Raw genomic sequence first — 15,795 nt, forward strand, 5'->3', positions numbered from 1 at the left:
CTGCGACCGCGAGGCCGACCTGAGGAGGTGACCATGCCTGCGACGATCCGTGACGTGGCGCGGCTGGCAGGCGTGTCGCCGTCCACCGTGTCCCGCGCGCTGTCGATGCCGGAGATGGTCAACGCCGCGACCCGGGTCCGAGTCGCGGCCGCGGTCGAGCAACTCGGCTACCAGCCGAACCGTGCTGCCCGCGGTCTCATCACCGGCCGCACCGGCAACATCGGCCTGGTCGTCCCGGACCTGGCGAACCCCTTCTTCGCCAGCGTCACGAAGGGTGTGCAGGCACGCGCCCGCCGGTCCGACACCGCCGTGTTCGTCGCGGACACCGACGAGGACGTGACCGCGGAGGTCGGCCTGGTCCGGGCGCTGTCCAAGCAGGTCGACGGGCTGATCCTGTGTTCACCACGATCCGGTGACGCCGACCTGTCCGCGATCGCCCAGGACACGAACGTCGTCCTGGTCAACCGCACCGCCGAGGGCATCCCCGGCATCACCTACGACAACGAGGAAGGGATGCGGCAGGCCGTCGCCCACCTCGTTGCCCTCGGCCACCGCCGGCTCGCCTGGGTCGGTGGACCGGTCACGTCGTGGTCGACCCAGCACCGCGGCATCGGCCTCGAGAACGCCGTCGCCGACCACGGTGTCGAGCTGAGCCGGGTCGGTCACTTCGGGCCGACGTACGAAGGTGGCATGGCGGCGGCGGACCAGGTCGTCGCCTCCGGCGCCACCGCTGTCATCACCTACAACGACCTGGTCGCGATCGGGCTGCTGGCCCGGTTGCACGCACGGGGGATCTCGGTTCCGGGCGACCTGAGCGTGGTCGGCGTCGACGACATCGCGATGTCCCGGATGGCCCGGCCGGCGCTGACCACGGTCCGGCTGCCCAAACAGGAGGCCGGCCGGATCGCGGTCGAGCTCCTGCTGGCCCTGCTCGACGACCCGGACAGCACCGTCGACACCCGCGGCACCCTGCACGGCGAGCTGATCGTCCGTGACTCCACGGGTCCCGCGGCAAGCCCCTGATCTGCCGCCCTGAGCCGATCAATCCCGGCACCACGCCGGGCCCGCCTTTGATCCAGAGGAGATAGACCCGATGCCCCTGCAGCGCAGAACCGGCCGTCGCGTCCGCCGCACAGCCGTCGTCGGCCTGCTCGCCGTACTGGCCGCGTGTGGAGCCCCGACAAGCCCCAACCAGTCGTCCGGCGACAGTTCCGGCGACGCGCCGGACAAGCCCTCGAAGGCGGTGACGCTGAACATTCTCGACGTGGCCGGGAACCTGCAGCTGACCCAGCCAATGATCGACGACTTCGTCAAGCAGCACTCCGACGTGATCTCCAAGGTCACCTACTCCAAAGGTCCGGCGCCCGAGCTGTCCGGCAAGATCAAGGCCCAGCAGGACGCCGGCCGGGTCGACATCGACCTGGTGCTGACCGGCACCGACGGCCTCGCGGCCGGCGCGGAGCAGGGCCTGTGGATGGACCTGCTGCCGAAGTACGCCGATCGGCTGCCCGGCATGAAGGACTACCTCGAGCCGGCCGCGAAGATGCAGGAGCTGGCCGGCAACGTCGGCGTCACCGTCACCTACTACCCGTCCGGCCCGCTGCTGGAGTACCTGCCGGCCAAGGTCCCGTCGCCGCCGAAGTCCGCCGAGGAGCTGCTCGCGTTCGCGAAGGCCAACAAGGGCAAGGTCATGTACGCACGCCCGGCCAACTCCGGCCCCGGCCGCACCTTCCTGATGGGCCTGCCGTACATCCTCGGCGACAAGGACCCGAAGGACCCGGTCAACGGCTGGGACAAGACCTGGGCCTACCTCAAGGAGCTCAACCAGTACGTCGACTTCTACCCGTCCGGTACGGCGGACACGATGAAGGCGCTGGCCAACGGTTCGGCCAGCATCATCGCCAGTACGACGGGCTGGGACATCAACCCGCGCGTCCTCGGCACCGTGCCGAAGGAGGCCGCGATCACCCCGCTGAAGGGCTTCCACTGGGTCACCGACGCGCACTACGCCGTCGTACCGAAGGGGGTCTCGACCGACAAGCAGGCCGCGATCCTGCAGTTGCTGCAGTTCATGCTGACGCCGGAGCAGCAGGCTAAGGCCTACGACAAGGGCTACTTCTACCCGGGTCCGGCGATCAAGGGTGTCGACCTGTCGAACGCGCCGCAGGAGAGTCAGGACGCGATCACCGAGTTCGGCCGGCCGGAATACGACAAGTTGATTGCCGACAATCCGAACGAGGTGCCGCTGGACGCGAAGGGCCTGGTCGCGGCGTTCGACAAGTGGGACCGGGAGGTCGGCGGCAGCAAGGTGAAGAAGTCGTGAGTGGATTCGGCCAACTCCGGCTCGAAGGCGTCGGCCGCCGCTTCGGGACGGCGGACGCGCTGGCCGGGCTGGACCTGACGATCGAGCGGGGCGAGTTCATCGCCCTGCTCGGCCCGTCCGGTTGCGGCAAGTCGACCGCGCTGAACTGCCTGGCCGGGTTGCTGCCGCTGACTGCCGGCAGCATCTGGCAGGACGAGCAGCGGATCGACACGCTGCCGCCGGAGAAGCGCGGCTTCGGCATGGTCTTCCAGAACTACGCGCTCTTCCCGCATTTGACCGTTCGCGACAACATCGCCTTCGGTCTGCGCATGCGCCGACTGCCGAAGGACGAGGTACGGCGCCGGACGACCGCGGCGATCGAGATGGTCCGGCTCGAGGAGCACGCGAGCAAGCTGCCCGGACAGCTGTCCGGTGGTCAGCAGCAACGCGTCGCGATCGCCCGGGCGACTGTGCTCGAGCCGTCGCTGGTCCTGATGGACGAGCCGCTCAGCAACTTGGATGCCAAGCTCCGGTTGGAGATGCGGACCGAGATTCGTCGGCTGCACCAGTCGCTCGGCCTGACCACGGTCTACGTCACGCACGACCAGGAGGAGGCGCTCAGCATGGCCGACCGCCTGGTTGTGATGCGGGAGGGCCGGGTGCAACAGATCGGCACGCCCGAGGAGGTCCACACGACGCCGACCACCTGGCATGTCGCCGACTTCATGGGCTACCGCAACCTGCTGCCTCTCGCGGCGCAGAGCGTGGCCGGCGAGGTCGTGACAGTCCCACTCGGCGGTACGACGATCGACGGCGTGGCGCAAGGTACGGTCGCGGCCGGTGAGGACGTGGTCGTGGCCGTGCGGCCTGAGGACGTGAAGCTCGGCAACGAAGGCCTGAAGGGTCTCGTCGAGGTGGTCGAGTACCAGGGCCGCGAGCTCGCGGTGGAGGTCGTGCTGGAGGACGGTACGCGTCTCCACGCCCGGACTGAACGCAAGGTCCAGGCCGGTGAGTCGGTGTCGGTTGCCATCGACCCGACCCGGCTGCTGGTGTACGCGTCCGACCGTCCCGCGGCGGAGCTGGTGACTGCGGGGCTCGCGGTATGAGCCAGACCGCGAGCTGGCAGCACCGGCTGGCCGAGCGCGGCGTCGACCGGCGGCTCTGGTTGTTGCTGCCGGCCACCGTCTTCGTGCTGCTGCTCTTCATCTACCCGTTCCTGTACGGGCTGAGCCTGTCGTTCCAGCCGCTGAAGGGCGGCGGGGCGCTGGCCAACTATCAGAAGTTCTTCAACGACGCCTATCAGCGCGACACGATCGCCACCACGCTGAAGATCGCGCTGCCTGCGGCCCTGCTGAATGTGCTCGCCGCGGTGCCGATCGCGTTCCGGATGCGTGGCCGGTTCCGCGGCAAGCGGCTGCTCACGACGGTGCTCGTCGTACCGATCACGCTCGGCACGGTGCTGACGGCGCAGGGCCTGCTGAACTATCTCGGCCCGACCGGCTGGTTCAACCGGATTCTGATGGCCGTCCATCTGATCGACGACCCGATCCGGCTGACCAACAACTACTGGGGCGTGTTCTTCTCGCTCATCATCACCGGCTTCCCGTTCGCGTTCCTGCTGGTGCTGTCGTACCTGAGCGGGATCGACCCCACCCTCGAGCGGGCCGCGGCGACACTGGGCGCGTCCCGGGCGCAGCGGTTCCGCCGGATCACGCTGCCGCTGCTGGCTCCCGGGCTGGCGACGACGTTCCTGCTCACGTTCGTCCTCGCGTTCTCGGTCTTCCCGTCGGCGGTGCTGGTCGGTAACCCGGCCGGATCGACCCGGGTGATCTCGCTGGCCGCGTACCAGGCGGCGTACGAGCAGTACGACTACGCCTACGCCTCGGCGATCGCGATGATCATGGGCGTGGTCGAGTTGGTCGTGGTGGCGATCGTGCTGCTGTGGCGGTCGCGGCTCTACACCGGATCGACAGGAGGCAAGGGATGAGCACGCGAGCCCTCAAGGCGACGCCGACCGCCTGGCTCATCTGGGCCGTGGTGGTCTTCTTCTTCGTCAACCTGGCCGGTGTGGTCGGGTCGGTGCTGGTCAGCTCGTTCGGCCGCCGCTGGTTCGACACCTGGGTCCCGGACGGCTTCACCACCCAGTGGTACGGCGACGCATGGCACGAGTTCGGGTTGTTGCAGGTCATCTCCGTGACCCTGATCGCCTCGGGGCTGGTCGTCGTACTCTCGGTCCTCGTCGGCGCTCCGGCGGCGTACGTGCTGGCCCGGCAGGACTTTCCGGGCAAGCGGCTGGTGTACCTGACCTTCCTGCTACCGATCCTGATGCCACCGATCACGTACGGCATCCCGCTCGCGACCGTGCTGTACAAGTTCGGCTTCGCGGGTCATCTGTCCGGCGTGGTGCTGGCGAACCTGGTGCCGTCGGTGCCGTTCGTGATCCTGACCATGACGCCGTTCATCGAGCAGGTGGATCCGAAGATCGAGAGCGCGGCCCGGATGCTCGGGGCGAACACCCGCGCGGTGTTCCTGCGGATCCTCGCACCGCTGCTCGTGCCGGGCCTGCTGGCCTCAGCGATCTTGGTGCTGGTCCGTACCGTGGGGATGTTCGAGCTGACCTTCCTCACCGCCGGTCCGGACTCACAGACACTGGTGGTCGCGCTGTACTACTCGATGTCGGCGGCCGGGATCCGCGCCCAGCAGTCGGTCGACGCGATGGCAGTCATGTACACGGCGATGATGCTGGTGCTGCTCGTGGTCGCGCTGCGCTTCGTCAACCCCACACAGCTCGTCGCCCGTGTGAAGGAAGAACCCGAATGAAAGCTGAGGTGCTCGCTTGAGCAGGCTGAGTCTCACCAACCTCCCCGTCGCCCCCGCGGTCGATCCGCGGGCGCTGTCGGTCGGCATCGTCCATCTCGGGCTGGGGGCGTTCCATCGCGCCCACCAGGCCGTGGTCACCGAGCGGGCCGCGCTTGCAGCCGGCGACACGCGGTGGGGGATCACCGGGGTGAGCCAACGCTCGGGCAAGGTCCGCGACCAGCTGGCACCGCAGGACGGTCTGTACTCCGTTCTGGAGCGTGGACCGGGCGATCCGTCAGTGCAGGTGATCGGCAGCATCCGTGTGGTCCTGACCGCCCCGGAGGATCCCGACGCTGTGGTGGCACGGATCGCGGATCCCGCGGTGTCCGTGGTCACGCTGACGGTGACCGAGAAGGGGTACCGCGCGGCCGGTCACGGCCTCGACCTGGACGATCCCGAGATCCAGGCCGACCTGACCGGCCGCCCGCCGCGCACGGTGGTCGGGCAGCTCGCGGCCGCCCTGGCGCGCCGGGACGAGCCGTTGACGATCGTGTCGTGCGACAACCTGGTGGCCAACGGTCCGTTCCTGCGGAAGCTGGTGACGGACTACTTCGAGGCCCTGGGCAAGGTTCCCGAGGTCTTCGAGGCGACCCGGTTCCCGGCCAGCATGGTCGACCGGATCGTGCCGGCGACTACCGACGCCGACCGTGACGAGGCGGCCCGGCTGCTCGGCGTACGGGACCAGGCGGTTGTGGTCGCGGAGCCGTTCCTGCAGTGGGTGATCGAGGACGACTTCGCGGGGGACCGGCCGGCGTGGGAGCGCGGTGGGGCAGTCCTCACCGGGGACGTGGCGCCGTGGGAGCAGGCCAAGCTGCGGATGCTCAACGCCACGCACTCGATGCTTGCCTACCTCGGTGCGTTGCGCGGCTACGAAACCATCGCCGAGGCGGTGCGGGACGAGGAGCTGTCGGCGCTGGCACGTGAGCTGATGGTGGAGGACGTCGTACCGACGCTGAAGGCGCCGGACGGGCTGGATCTGACCGAGTACGGCGCGTCGGTCCTCGAGCGGTTCGCGAATCCGGCGTTGAAGCATCGGACCACGCAGGTCGCGATGGACGGGTCGGTGAAGCTACCGGTCCGGATGCTCGGGACGGTGCGCGACCGGCTGAATGCTGGTGCCGAGCCTCGGGTGATCTCGCTGGCCGTCGCTGCCTGGATGGTCTACGTGCTGAAGACGCCGATTGTCGACGATCCACAATCCGACCGGTTGAAGGCTGCGCTGGCGGGAGTCTGCGAGCCGGCCGCGGTCGTCGACGCGCTGCTCGGTGTCGACTCGGTGTTCACCCCCGACCTGCGCGACTCGACCGTCTTCCGCGAACTGCTGGTCGACCACGTCAGCTCCCTGACAACCTGACCCCGCCCACTCACCGCTCCCGCCCACTCCCCACCACCCGCCGCCCGCCGCACGCCACCCGCCGCCCGCCGCCCACCGCCCACCGCCCGCCGCCCACCACCCGCCACCCGCCGCCCACCGCCGCCGCCGCCCACCACCCGCCGCCCACCACCCGCCGCGGATCATTTAAGCGGATAACCCCCGGCCTTACCCCTTCTCCCCTAGAAATACCGGGGAAGAAGGGCGCAATTGAGAGGTTCTCCCCTCAAATGACCCGAGGGGGTGACCGCAGGGGGTGACCCGAGGGGGTGACCGGAGGGTGAAGGGTCAGCGGGCTGATCTCCGGGTCGTGAAGGTGCTCGTGGTGTCCTGACCGGTTTTGCGCCACTCCTGGGCGCTGTACCACTCGCCGGTCTGCTGGAACCGGTCGGCGGTCAGGCTGTCCAGGATGTAGGTGTTCTTGTCCAGCGTCACCTCGCCCAGCGGGATGGCCGCGCCGGCGTTCTGCACCATGCCGGTCGCGGTCGTCCCGCCGCGCATCGTCACCTGGTTGCTGGAGACAACGATGTCGCGGAGGACGTTGAGTCCCCACGGGCCGGAGCCGCGGGTGCGGGACTGGATCGAGATGCCGTTCACGTTGTCGGCGACCACGTTGTCACGGACCTGGACGTTCGACGACGTGTTGATGTTGATCCCGCCGCCGTCCCACAGCGACGTACCCGAACCGCGGCCGGTGCCGAGACCGTTGCCGCTGATCGCGTTCTTCTCGATCACGCCGTTGCGGCCGATCTCGTACCGGATCCCGTCCGCCGCATTGTCGACAATCTGATTGGCGTTGAAGGTCCGGCCGTCGTCGTACGCGTCGCTCCACAACCCGACGCCCCGGTTCAGCTTGATCAGGTTGCCGGTGACCCAACCGCCGCTGGACCAGGTGGTTTTGATCCCGCCCGACTCCCAGTCCGCGATCCAGAAGCCGTCGGTGTTGTTGTAGCTCACCTCGTTCGCCGAGATCGTGCCTTTGAGGGTGCTGTACTGCCCGATGCCGAGCTGGCCGTTGGAGTGGATGAAGTTCTTCTCCAGGACGGCGCCGTCGGCGTTCACCAGCATCACGCCGACCGCGTGGTTCCAGCGGATGTCGTTGGCGATCACCTTCCAGCCCAGGCCGAGCACGACCGCGCCACTTTGCGGCGGCGTCGCGAAGTGCTCGATCGTCAGCCCGCGTACGGTCACGCCGCCGGCTGTCGACTGGATCGCGGTCTCGGTCTTCGACATCTCGACCGACCGGCCGTGCGGGTCGTCACCGAGGTAGACGGCGTTCGCCGCGTAGTCGGCGTAGAAGGTGCCGGGAGCAACCTTCTCCCGGGAGGCCACTCGGGTCAGGTGTTTGCTGTTCAGGAAGACCTGCTCGCGCAGGTAGCAGAGGTTCGCGACGTTGTCCTCGCACTGCCCGGTCTGCGGGTACGCCGGTGGCAGGACTCCCGTGGTCACCCAGTCGCCGTGCGACGCGGTCCACTTGGTCAGCGGGACTGACCCGGTCAGTACGGCGCCCTGATCGCTGGCCAGGACCTGGTCGGCCTTCGGGTGGATGGTCTGCGTGATCCGGTGCCAGCCGGCCGTGAAGCAGAACGTCGTACCGGTCGGTGCGTCGTCCACGATCTTCGCGGCGTCCTGGCCCTGCTTGATCGTGACCCCGTCGCACTTGGGCGCTTGCGATGGTCCCGATGGGAACGCCGCGTCCGCGGAGGGCGGCGTCGTGGGCAGATTCGGTGGCGGCGGCGTCGGCTGCACTCCGGGCAGGACAGCATGGAGCGGATCGTCAGACGGTGCCGCAGGCAACAGGCTGTCCGAGGATGCCGCGGGCAACAGAGTCTGCGGCGCCAGGCTGAACTCGCCTTGCGCCAAGACGTTGTCGCCGGGCTCGCTGTGTGCGGGCAAGGCTGTCGTCACGGCGAAGGTGCCGACTGCAACGGTCGCCACAACTGCGGCAGCTGTCTTCATTGCGGAGCCTCCGGGGGCACAGGTGGATCCTGGGCGCACCCCCCATGGCGCGGCTTCGAGACAGCAGACTACTACGTCAGGTAGTTATTGCAACACATTCTGCCGCATATTTTGTTGCACCCAGCCACAATCCCGTTGCAATAGGCAATCGCCCGACTGCTTGCAATGGGCAAGCGTTCCGCCCGGCTCAGTTGGCGAGGAAGCTGCCTACCAGGTCGAGGCCGGCTTTCTGCCAGCCGTCGGAGGTGAGTTTGCTGCCGAACATCGAGAAGCGCTTGGCGCCGAGGGCGTCGAGGACGTACTTGTTGCCGCTGAACACGACCTCGCCGGCCGGCACCTCGGCACCGGTGTTCTTCACGATGCCGGTGCTCTGGGTGCCGCTGGTCATCTCGATCGTGTTGCCGGTGATGCTGATGTCGCGCAGCAGGTACGTGCCCCACGGGCCGGTGCCGCGGGTCCGGGACTGGATCGCGATCCCGTTGACGTTGCCCTTGACCACGTTGCCGCGGACGGTGACGCCGGACGAGGTGTTGATGTTGATCCCGCCGCCGTCCCACAGCGACGTACCCGAACCGCGCCCGGTGCCGAAGCCGTTGTTGGTGATCGTGTTCTTCTCGATCGTCCCGTTCCGGCTGATCTCGTAGCGGATCCCGTCGGCGGCGTTCCCGACGATCTGGTTGGAGCTGATCACCCGGCCGTCGTCGGCGACGTCGGCCCACATGCCCACGCCCCGGTTGGCCTTGATCAGGTTGCCGCTGACGGTGCCGGACGAGCGGGTCGACTTGATCCCGCCGGACTCCCAGTCGGCGATCCAGAAGCCGTCGGTGTTGTTCGAGCTGATCACGTTCCGCGTCACGGTCGCGTCGGCCGAGCTGTACTGCCCGAGGCCGAGCTGGCCGTTGTTGCGGATCAGGTTCTTCTCGACCTCGGTCTTGTTCGCCTTGACCAGCATCACGCCGACGGCGTGGTTCCAGCGGACGTCGTTCGCCGTGACCTTCCAGCCCGGGCCGGAGACCAGGGCACCGGCCTGCGGCGCGCTGGCGAAGTGCTCGATGGTGAGCCCGCGGACCTCGACACCGGTCGACCCGGACTCGATCGCGGTCGATGTCTTCGACATCTCCACCGAGTGGCCGGTGGGGTCATCGCCGAGGTAGATCGCGTTCGCGCCGTAGTCGGCGTAGAACGTGCCCGGCGCGACCTTGGAGGTGTTGCCGACCCGGGTCAGGTGCGTGCCGTCGAGGAACAACTGCTCACGCAGGTGGCAGATGTTCGCGACGTTGTCCTCACACTGCCCACTCGCGCCGTACGCCGCCGGCAGTGCGCCACGGACCACCCAGGCCGAGCCGGACTTCGTCCACCCGGTCAGTGGGACGGATCCGGTCAGTACGGCGCGAGCCGCGCTGGCCAGCGTCATGTTCGCCTTCGGCCGGATCGTGTCGGAGATCCGGTGCAGACCGGCCGCGAAGCAGAACGTCGTCCCGGCGGGCTTGGCGTTGACGATCGACTGGGCGTCGTCACCAGGCTTGATCACGACGCCGCTGCAGGGACCGGCGAAGGCCGGGCCGGCGTCACCCTCGTCCGCGGTGGGGACCGACGGGCCGGTGGGGGAGGTCGGCTCGGTGGTCGGCGGCTTGGGTTGCGTGGTGGGCTTCTTCGACGGCGGCTTGGTGGTGGCCGTCGGCGACGACGTCGCCGGATGGGTCGCCTTCGGCTTGGGCGCGCGGTGTGAGGGGAGCACACCGGAAGCGGCTGTGTCGCGCGCCGGATGTGACTTGGCGGCGGTTGTCGCGTTGTTCTCGTTGGCGATCACCGGGAGCGCGATCGTAACGACTGCCAGCGCAGCAGCGATAAGCGCTGCGAACCACAACTTCCTCAATGCATCCTCCGGGGTTGCGGTCCCTGAAACCAGGTGTAGCCACCGCGAGACTTAAGGTAGTGCCATGCGGGTCGCCATGTTGCACAACCGTTACCGGACCGGTCAACCCAGTGGCGAGAACACCGTTGTCGCGCAAACGGTTGATTTGTTGCGTAACTCAGGACATGAGGTCGACCTGTACGTGCGGAACAGCGACGATATCGCCGCGATGAGCCGAAAAGATCGCGCGCTGTTACCGTTCCGCTCCGTATGGTCATTTTCGGCCGAACGCGATTTAACACTTCTATTGCAGGAAAATCGGCCCGATGTCGTGCACGTGCACAACACGTTCCCGCTGTTCAGTCCGTCGGTACTGCGAGCGGCGTACCGGCTGGGCCTGCCAGTCGTGGCGACGCTGCACAACTTCCGGCTGATGTGCGCGAACGCAGTCCTGCAGCGTGACGGCAAGCCGTGCGAGTCCTGTGTCGGCAAGCTTCCGTGGGCCGGCGTGGCGCACAGCTGCTACCGCGAGTCGCGCGTGCAGACGTTGCCACTGGCCACGAGCATCGGCGTCCACAACACCTTGCACACCTGGCAGCGGTACGTGACCACTCTGGTCGCGCCGTCGGAGTTCGTCCGTGATCGGTACGTCGCCGGCGGCTTCGATCCCGAGCTGTTCGTGGTGAAGCCGCATGCCGTCCCGCACTCCGGGCAGGTTCGCAGCGGTGCCGGCGATGCGGTCGTCTTCCTCGGCCGCCTCGAGGACGACAAGGGGTTCGCGGATCTGTTGCGGGCGTGGGATTCCTCGCTCGGGAAGCTGATCGTCGTCGGCGACGGCTCGCTCCGCGCGGAGGCCGAGCAGCGCGCCCGCGAGGACCTGTCGATTCAGGTGCTTGGTCAACTTCCCTGGGCCGACAGCATGGAAGTACTGCGGTCCGCGCGTGCCGCCGTCGTACCGGCGCGCTCGTATGAGAGCTTCGGACTCGTGGTGGTGGAGGCGTTCGCGCACGGAGTGCCGGTGGTCGCGTCCCGGCTCGGGGCGCTGGCCGAACTGGTGGACGACGGCGAGACCGGCGCGCTGACCGAGCCCGGTGACCCGGAAGGGCTGCGCAAGGCCCTGGGGTTGGTGACCGATCCCCGGACTTCGATAGCCTTCGGCGAACGAGCCCGGCAGGTCTATCTCAACCGCTTCACCCCGGAGCGCGACCTCGCGGCCACGGAGAGGATCTACACCGATGCGATCGCGCGGCACGCCGACGGCGGGCGGACGCGACGGGGACGCTGGGCGGACCGTGACTGACCGGTATAGTGCCGCTGACGCGGGGGGACGCGTCGTGTCGGGCCGTCGAAGCTCATCGAGAGAAGGCTCCTGTGCGGAGCCACTGGGGGATCAGAGTTTGTCGCGGATCGGATTTCTGGCCGGAGTCTTCGACCTGTTCCACGTCGGGCACCTCGACGTGCTCGGACGGGCCGGGCAGGGCTGTGACCGGCTGGTCGTGGGGGTGCTGACCGACGAGTGGGCGATGGACGCGTGGGGTGCGCGGCCGTTCGTGCCGCTACCGGAACGCATCCAGATCATCGAGCACCTGCGCTGTGTCGACGAGGTCGTCGTGGTGGACGGCGTACGGCCCGACTGGCTGACCGGGGTAGTAGGAGTACAGACCGTGTTCGCTGCGAGTGGTACCGACGGCGTGCTCGGCGTGGACGAACTCGACGGGATACCGGACGAGTTGGTCAGCGTCCTGCCGGCCGGTCGCGGATCCCGCAGCCCGATCCTGCGCGCCGCCATCGACCAGCGGCAGTCGCGCAGTTCCGTCGCATGACCGCGCTGGGTGAGGTTGTCGGTCAGCTCTCCCGGGCGCAGAAGCCGTCCGCCGGGACGCCGGCGTACTCACGCTTCGTCAACCGGCGGATCGGCCGGGTCTTCGCGGCCGCTGCGTTCCTCGGCCGCCGTACGCCGAACCAGGTGAGCCTCGCGTCCGGCTTCTGCTCGTTGATCGGCATTGTGCTGGTCGCGACGGTCCGTCCGTCGCTCGGCCTCGCGCTGATCGTGACGGCGCTGCTCGTGCTCGGCTACGGCCTCGACTCGGCGGACGGCCAGCTGGCCCGGCTGCGCGGTGGCGGATCACCGCTGGGCGAGTGGCTGGACCACATGATCGACGCGGTCAAGATCGTCCTGCTGCACAGCGCGGTACTCATCTCGTTCTACCGCTTCGATGCCTTCAGCAACGAATCGCTGCTGCTGATCCCGCTCGGCTACGTCTGCATGTCGTCGGTGCTGTTCTTCGGCCTGATCCTGATCGACCAGCTGCGCCGGCGCCACGGTGCGACCCAGCAGCCCAACCAGCGCGGCGACTCGGTGGTCAAGTCGTTGCTCATCGCACCGACCGACTACGGCGTGCTGTGCCTGGTCTTCCTGGCCTTCGGCACCCCGTCGCTGTTCATCGTGCTGTACGGCGCTCTGCTCGCGGCCAACCTGGTCTTCCTGGCGGCCGCGATCGCCAAGTGGTACCGCGAGATGGCTACCTTGCAGCCGGGGGTGGGCTGATGGGGATCGTCGGCTACGCGCCCGGTGTGTACGACATGTTCCACATCGGCCACCTGAACATCCTGCGCCGGGCCCGGGAGCACTGCGACCACCTGATCGCCGGTGTGGTCGAGGACGACGTGGTGGCGCGGATCAAGGGCCGGCCGCCGGTGGTCCCGCACGACGAGCGGATGGAGGTCGTCCGGGCGATCGGCCTGGTCGACGAGGTGGTCAGCGACTGGTCCAGCGACAAGTTCGAGATGTGGAAGCAACTGCGGTACGACGTCCTGTTCAAGGGCGACGACTGGAAGGGCACCGAGAAGGGGACCCGGCTGGAGCGGCTGCTCGGTGAGGTCGGTGCGTCGGTGCACTACTTCCCGTACACCGCGTCCACCTCGAGCACGGATCTGCGCAGGTTGCTGGAGGGGATGGGCTGATGCCGACCCGGCCGAAGGTCCTGCTCAGCGCGTACGCGTGCCGGCCCAAGGGCGGGTCGGAGCCGGGTGCGGGCTGGGCCTGGGCGAAGGCCGCGGCGCGCGACCACGACGTCTGGCTGCTCACTCGGGGCAAGTTCGCCCACGAGATCGCCGAGGAGCTCGCGATCCGGCCGGTGCCGGCGCTGACCGTCGTACCGCTGGAGCTGCCGAAGTGGGTCCTGCGGCTGCGTCGCCGGCCGGCCGACGTGTACTGGTACTACCCGCTGTGGCAGGGCCTGGCCCGGCGTACGGCGCGGCGGTTGCATGCGGAGCACTCGTTCGAAGTCATCCACCATCTGACCTTCGCGGTCGACTGGATGCAGGCCGGCGTGGTGGAGGAGTCGTCCGCGAAGGTGATCTGGGGACCCGTCGGCGGATCGACGACCGCGCCGCTGTCGATGGCGCACTGGCTCGGGCCGCGCGGCGTGGCCGCCGAGCTGGTACGGCGTACTTACACCGGCATCCGCCGTCGCCTGACCGGCCGGAAGCTGGCCCAGAAGGCCGACCTGATGGTTGCCCAGAACAAGGACGTGGCCGAGGTCTTCCGCCCGTACGCGCGCGAGATCGTGGTGCAGCCGAACGTCGCGATCCGGCGGTTCACCGCCTCCGGGCCATACGAGCCGTTCGGTGCGCCCGGGGTGAAGACAGCACTGTTCGTCGGCCGGCTGATCCCGTGGAAGGGCGTGTTGCTCGGGATCAGCGCGCTGGCGCGTCCGGAGGCAGCGAACTGGGAACTGCGGATCATCGGCGACGGTCCGGACTGGGGACGCGCTGAGCACCTGGCCGAGGAGCTGGGCGTCCGTGACCGGGTTGAGTTCATGGGTCAGCTGCCGCGCGAGGACGTCCTGGCAGCAATGTTCCGCGCCGACGCGCTGCTCGCTCCGGCTCTCCGCGAGGCCGCCGGCTGGGCCGTCACCGAAGCCCTGGCCTCCGGCTGTCCGGTCGTCTGCCTCGACCGCGGTGGCCCATCAGTCATCGTCGGCCCTGAGGATGGCGCCGTCGTCTCCTGGCGCGGCGACGTGGTCGGTGAGCTCGCCAAGGGCCTCGCATCCCTCAAAGGCCGCATCACTCCAGTCGACCGCTGGGGGCCGGACCGGCTCCCCGATCTGCTGGCCAAGTGGTACGCCCCGGCCCGCGTTTCGTCCTAGTCCTGGGCGGTCTTACCCGGGAGAGCGAGCATGCGGTCGAGGGCCAGCTTGGCGTACTTCTCGGTGTCGGCGTCGACCGTGATCGGGTTGACCACGTGGCCGGCGACCAGGTTCTCCAGCGCCCAGACGAAGTGCGGCAGATCGATCCGGTTCATCGTGGCGCAGTAGCAGACCGTCTTGTCCAGGAACACGATGTTCTTGTCGGTGTGCTGCTTGGCCAGCCGCTGCACCAGGTTGAGTTCGGTGCCCACTGCCCACGACGTACCAGGCTCGGCCGTCTCCAGGGTCTGGATGATGTACTCCGTCGAGCCGACCAGGTCAGCCTTCACCACGACGTCGTGCCGGCACTCGGGGTGGACGATCACGTTCACCCCAGGGACGCGCGCCCGTACGTCGTCGACCGACGCGGCGGTGAACCGGCCGTGCACCGAGCAGTGTCCGCGCCACAGGATCATCTTCGCCGCGGCCAGTTGCTCACGGGTCAGCCCGCCGCCCGGCTTGTGCGGGTCGTACACCACGCACTCGTCGAGCGAGATGCCCATCTTCAGTACGGCGGTGTTCCGCCCGAGGTGCTGGTCGGGCAGGAACAGCACCTTCTCGCCCTGCTCGAACGCCCACTCGAGCGCGGTGTCCGCGTTGCTCGACGTACAGACCGCTCCGCCGTTGCGGCCACAGAAGGCCTTGATGTCGGCGCTCGAGTTCATGTACGTCACCGGCACAGTCACGTCCGCGACGCCGGCGTCGGCGAGCGCGTCCCAAGCCGCCTCGACCTGCTGGATCCTGGCCATGTCCGCCATCGAGCAGCCGGCCGCGAGGTCCGGCAGGATCACGGTCTGCTGGTCGTTGGTCAGGATGTCGGCGGACTCGGCCATGAAGTGCACACCGCAGAACACGATGTACGGCGCGTCCGGCCGGGCCGCTGCGTCGCGGGCGAGCTTGAACGAGTCACCGGTGACGTCCGCGAACTGGATCACCTCGTCGCGCTGGTAGTGATGCCCGAGCACGAACACCTGGTCGCCGAGGGTCGCCTTGGCCTTCAGCGCGCGCTCGACCAGATCCGGGTCGGAGGCGGGCGGCAGGGCGCCGGGACACTCGACGCCGCGCTCGGAGTGGGGGTCGGTGCTCTGGCCCAGGAACAGCAGCGGGAGGGACTTCGGGCCGTCCGCGATCGTCGTCACGTCAAACATCGTGTCATGCCGCCCTACCTTTCAGTCGTGGCTTTGACGTGATAGATCGAAGCCATGTGCGAGCAGGGCGGGTATGGCTTTCATGCTGGCTGTCTCTCAATGGCTCGGGG

Annotated in this window: 14 protein-coding genes; 11 read left to right on the forward strand and 3 right to left on the reverse strand. The window is 68.3% G+C overall.

The annotated features are described in order from the left end of the window. Window positions 1-33 precede the first annotated feature (33 nt). From E0H75_RS14685 to E0H75_RS14710, 6 genes are all read left to right on the forward strand, one after another. Window positions 34-1,023, forward strand: coding sequence for a LacI family DNA-binding transcriptional regulator (locus E0H75_RS14685; protein WP_131514036.1), 990 nt, complete (start codon window positions 34-36; stop codon window positions 1,021-1,023). A gap of 70 nt (window positions 1,024-1,093) precedes the next feature. Continuing rightward, window positions 1,094-2,323 carry an ABC transporter substrate-binding protein gene (locus tag E0H75_RS14690; protein WP_131514037.1) on the forward strand — a complete coding sequence of 410 codons (1,230 nt, stop codon included), beginning with the start codon at window positions 1,094-1,096 and terminating at the stop codon, window positions 2,321-2,323. Continuing rightward, window positions 2,320-3,408 carry an ABC transporter ATP-binding protein gene (locus E0H75_RS14695; protein ID WP_131514038.1) on the forward strand — a complete coding sequence of 363 codons (1,089 nt, stop codon included), beginning with the start codon at window positions 2,320-2,322 and terminating at the stop codon, window positions 3,406-3,408. Before E0H75_RS14690 ends, E0H75_RS14695 begins: the two co-directional genes overlap by 4 nt. Further along, window positions 3,405-4,289, forward strand: a complete 885-nt coding sequence (locus tag E0H75_RS14700) for an ABC transporter permease (RefSeq protein ID WP_131350912.1) — start codon at window positions 3,405-3,407, stop codon at window positions 4,287-4,289. The genes E0H75_RS14695 and E0H75_RS14700 overlap by 4 nt, the downstream gene beginning before the upstream one ends. Beyond that, the gene (locus tag E0H75_RS14705; RefSeq protein WP_131514039.1) at window positions 4,286-5,122 is read left to right on the forward strand and encodes an ABC transporter permease; all 837 of its coding nucleotides are present in this window, start codon (window positions 4,286-4,288) and stop codon (window positions 5,120-5,122) included. The genes E0H75_RS14700 and E0H75_RS14705 overlap by 4 nt, the downstream gene beginning before the upstream one ends. A 16-nt stretch (window positions 5,123-5,138) precedes the next feature. Further along, complete coding sequence (locus tag E0H75_RS14710) at window positions 5,139-6,515, forward strand: mannitol dehydrogenase family protein (RefSeq protein ID WP_131514040.1); 1,377 nt, start codon at window positions 5,139-5,141, stop codon at window positions 6,513-6,515. Between the two features lie 306 nt (window positions 6,516-6,821). Here E0H75_RS14710 and E0H75_RS14715 read toward each other — a convergent pair whose 3' ends face one another. Further along, window positions 6,822-8,492: a right-handed parallel beta-helix repeat-containing protein gene (locus E0H75_RS14715; protein ID WP_131514041.1), complete on the reverse strand. Its 1,671-nt coding sequence runs from the start codon at window positions 8,490-8,492 to the stop codon at window positions 6,822-6,824. Between the two features lie 187 nt (window positions 8,493-8,679). Then, window positions 8,680-10,302: a right-handed parallel beta-helix repeat-containing protein gene (locus tag E0H75_RS14720; RefSeq protein ID WP_238163013.1), complete on the reverse strand. Its 1,623-nt coding sequence runs from the start codon at window positions 10,300-10,302 to the stop codon at window positions 8,680-8,682. Window positions 10,303-10,444: 142 nt separating this feature from the next. On the opposite strand from E0H75_RS14720, the gene E0H75_RS14725 reads away from it, so the two are divergent. The 5 genes from E0H75_RS14725 to E0H75_RS14745 all read left to right on the forward strand — a co-directional run bounded on the left by E0H75_RS14725 (window position 10,445) and on the right by E0H75_RS14745 (window position 14,498). Then, window positions 10,445-11,647, forward strand: a complete 1,203-nt coding sequence (locus E0H75_RS14725; protein WP_238163024.1) for a glycosyltransferase family 4 protein — start codon at window positions 10,445-10,447, stop codon at window positions 11,645-11,647. 97 nt (window positions 11,648-11,744) lie between these two features. Next, entirely contained in the window at window positions 11,745-12,170 is a 426-nt protein-coding gene (locus E0H75_RS14730; RefSeq protein ID WP_238163014.1) for an adenylyltransferase/cytidyltransferase family protein, read from the forward strand. Beyond that, entirely contained in the window at window positions 12,167-12,895 is a 729-nt protein-coding gene (locus tag E0H75_RS14735; RefSeq protein WP_131514044.1) for a CDP-alcohol phosphatidyltransferase family protein, read from the forward strand. The genes E0H75_RS14730 and E0H75_RS14735 overlap by 4 nt, the downstream gene beginning before the upstream one ends. Then, complete coding sequence (locus E0H75_RS14740; protein WP_131350933.1) at window positions 12,895-13,311, forward strand: FAD synthase family protein; 417 nt, start codon at window positions 12,895-12,897, stop codon at window positions 13,309-13,311. Before E0H75_RS14735 ends, E0H75_RS14740 begins: the two co-directional genes overlap by 1 nt. Beyond that, window positions 13,311-14,498, forward strand: coding sequence for a glycosyltransferase family 4 protein (locus E0H75_RS14745; RefSeq protein WP_131514045.1), 1,188 nt, complete (start codon window positions 13,311-13,313; stop codon window positions 14,496-14,498). Before E0H75_RS14740 ends, E0H75_RS14745 begins: the two co-directional genes overlap by 1 nt. Here the strand turns inward: E0H75_RS14745 and nadA are convergent. Then, the gene (gene nadA / locus E0H75_RS14750; protein WP_131514046.1) at window positions 14,495-15,676 is read right to left on the reverse strand and encodes a quinolinate synthase NadA; all 1,182 of its coding nucleotides are present in this window, start codon (window positions 15,674-15,676) and stop codon (window positions 14,495-14,497) included. The two genes, E0H75_RS14745 and nadA, sit on opposite strands and share 4 nt — an antisense overlap. Window positions 15,677-15,795 lie beyond the last annotated feature (119 nt).

The organism is Kribbella capetownensis, assembly GCF_004331485.1.
In the GTDB taxonomy this organism is placed as follows: domain Bacteria; phylum Actinomycetota; class Actinomycetes; order Propionibacteriales; family Kribbellaceae; genus Kribbella; species Kribbella capetownensis.

Bases quoted from the DNA above. Each gene is read 5' to 3' on its own strand.
- E0H75_RS14685 (WP_131514036.1), top strand. From the start codon at position 34: ATGCCTGCGACGATCCGTGACGTGGCGCGGCTGGCAGGCGTGTCGCCG.
- E0H75_RS14690 (WP_131514037.1), top strand. From the start codon at position 1,094: ATGCCCCTGCAGCGCAGAACCGGCCGTCGCGTCCGCCGCACAGCCGTC.
- E0H75_RS14700 (WP_131350912.1), top strand. From the start codon at position 3,405: ATGAGCCAGACCGCGAGCTGGCAGCACCGGCTGGCCGAGCGCGGCGTC.
- E0H75_RS14705 (WP_131514039.1), top strand. From the start codon at position 4,286: ATGAGCACGCGAGCCCTCAAGGCGACGCCGACCGCCTGGCTCATCTGG.
- E0H75_RS14715 (WP_131514041.1), bottom strand. From the start codon at position 8,492: ATGAAGACAGCTGCCGCAGTTGTGGCGACCGTTGCAGTCGGCACCTTC.
- E0H75_RS14725 (WP_238163024.1), top strand. From the start codon at position 10,445: ATGTTGCACAACCGTTACCGGACCGGTCAACCCAGTGGCGAGAACACC.
- E0H75_RS14735 (WP_131514044.1), top strand. From the start codon at position 12,167: ATGACCGCGCTGGGTGAGGTTGTCGGTCAGCTCTCCCGGGCGCAGAAG.
- E0H75_RS14740 (WP_131350933.1), top strand. From the start codon at position 12,895: ATGGGGATCGTCGGCTACGCGCCCGGTGTGTACGACATGTTCCACATC.
- E0H75_RS14745 (WP_131514045.1), top strand. From the start codon at position 13,311: ATGCCGACCCGGCCGAAGGTCCTGCTCAGCGCGTACGCGTGCCGGCCC.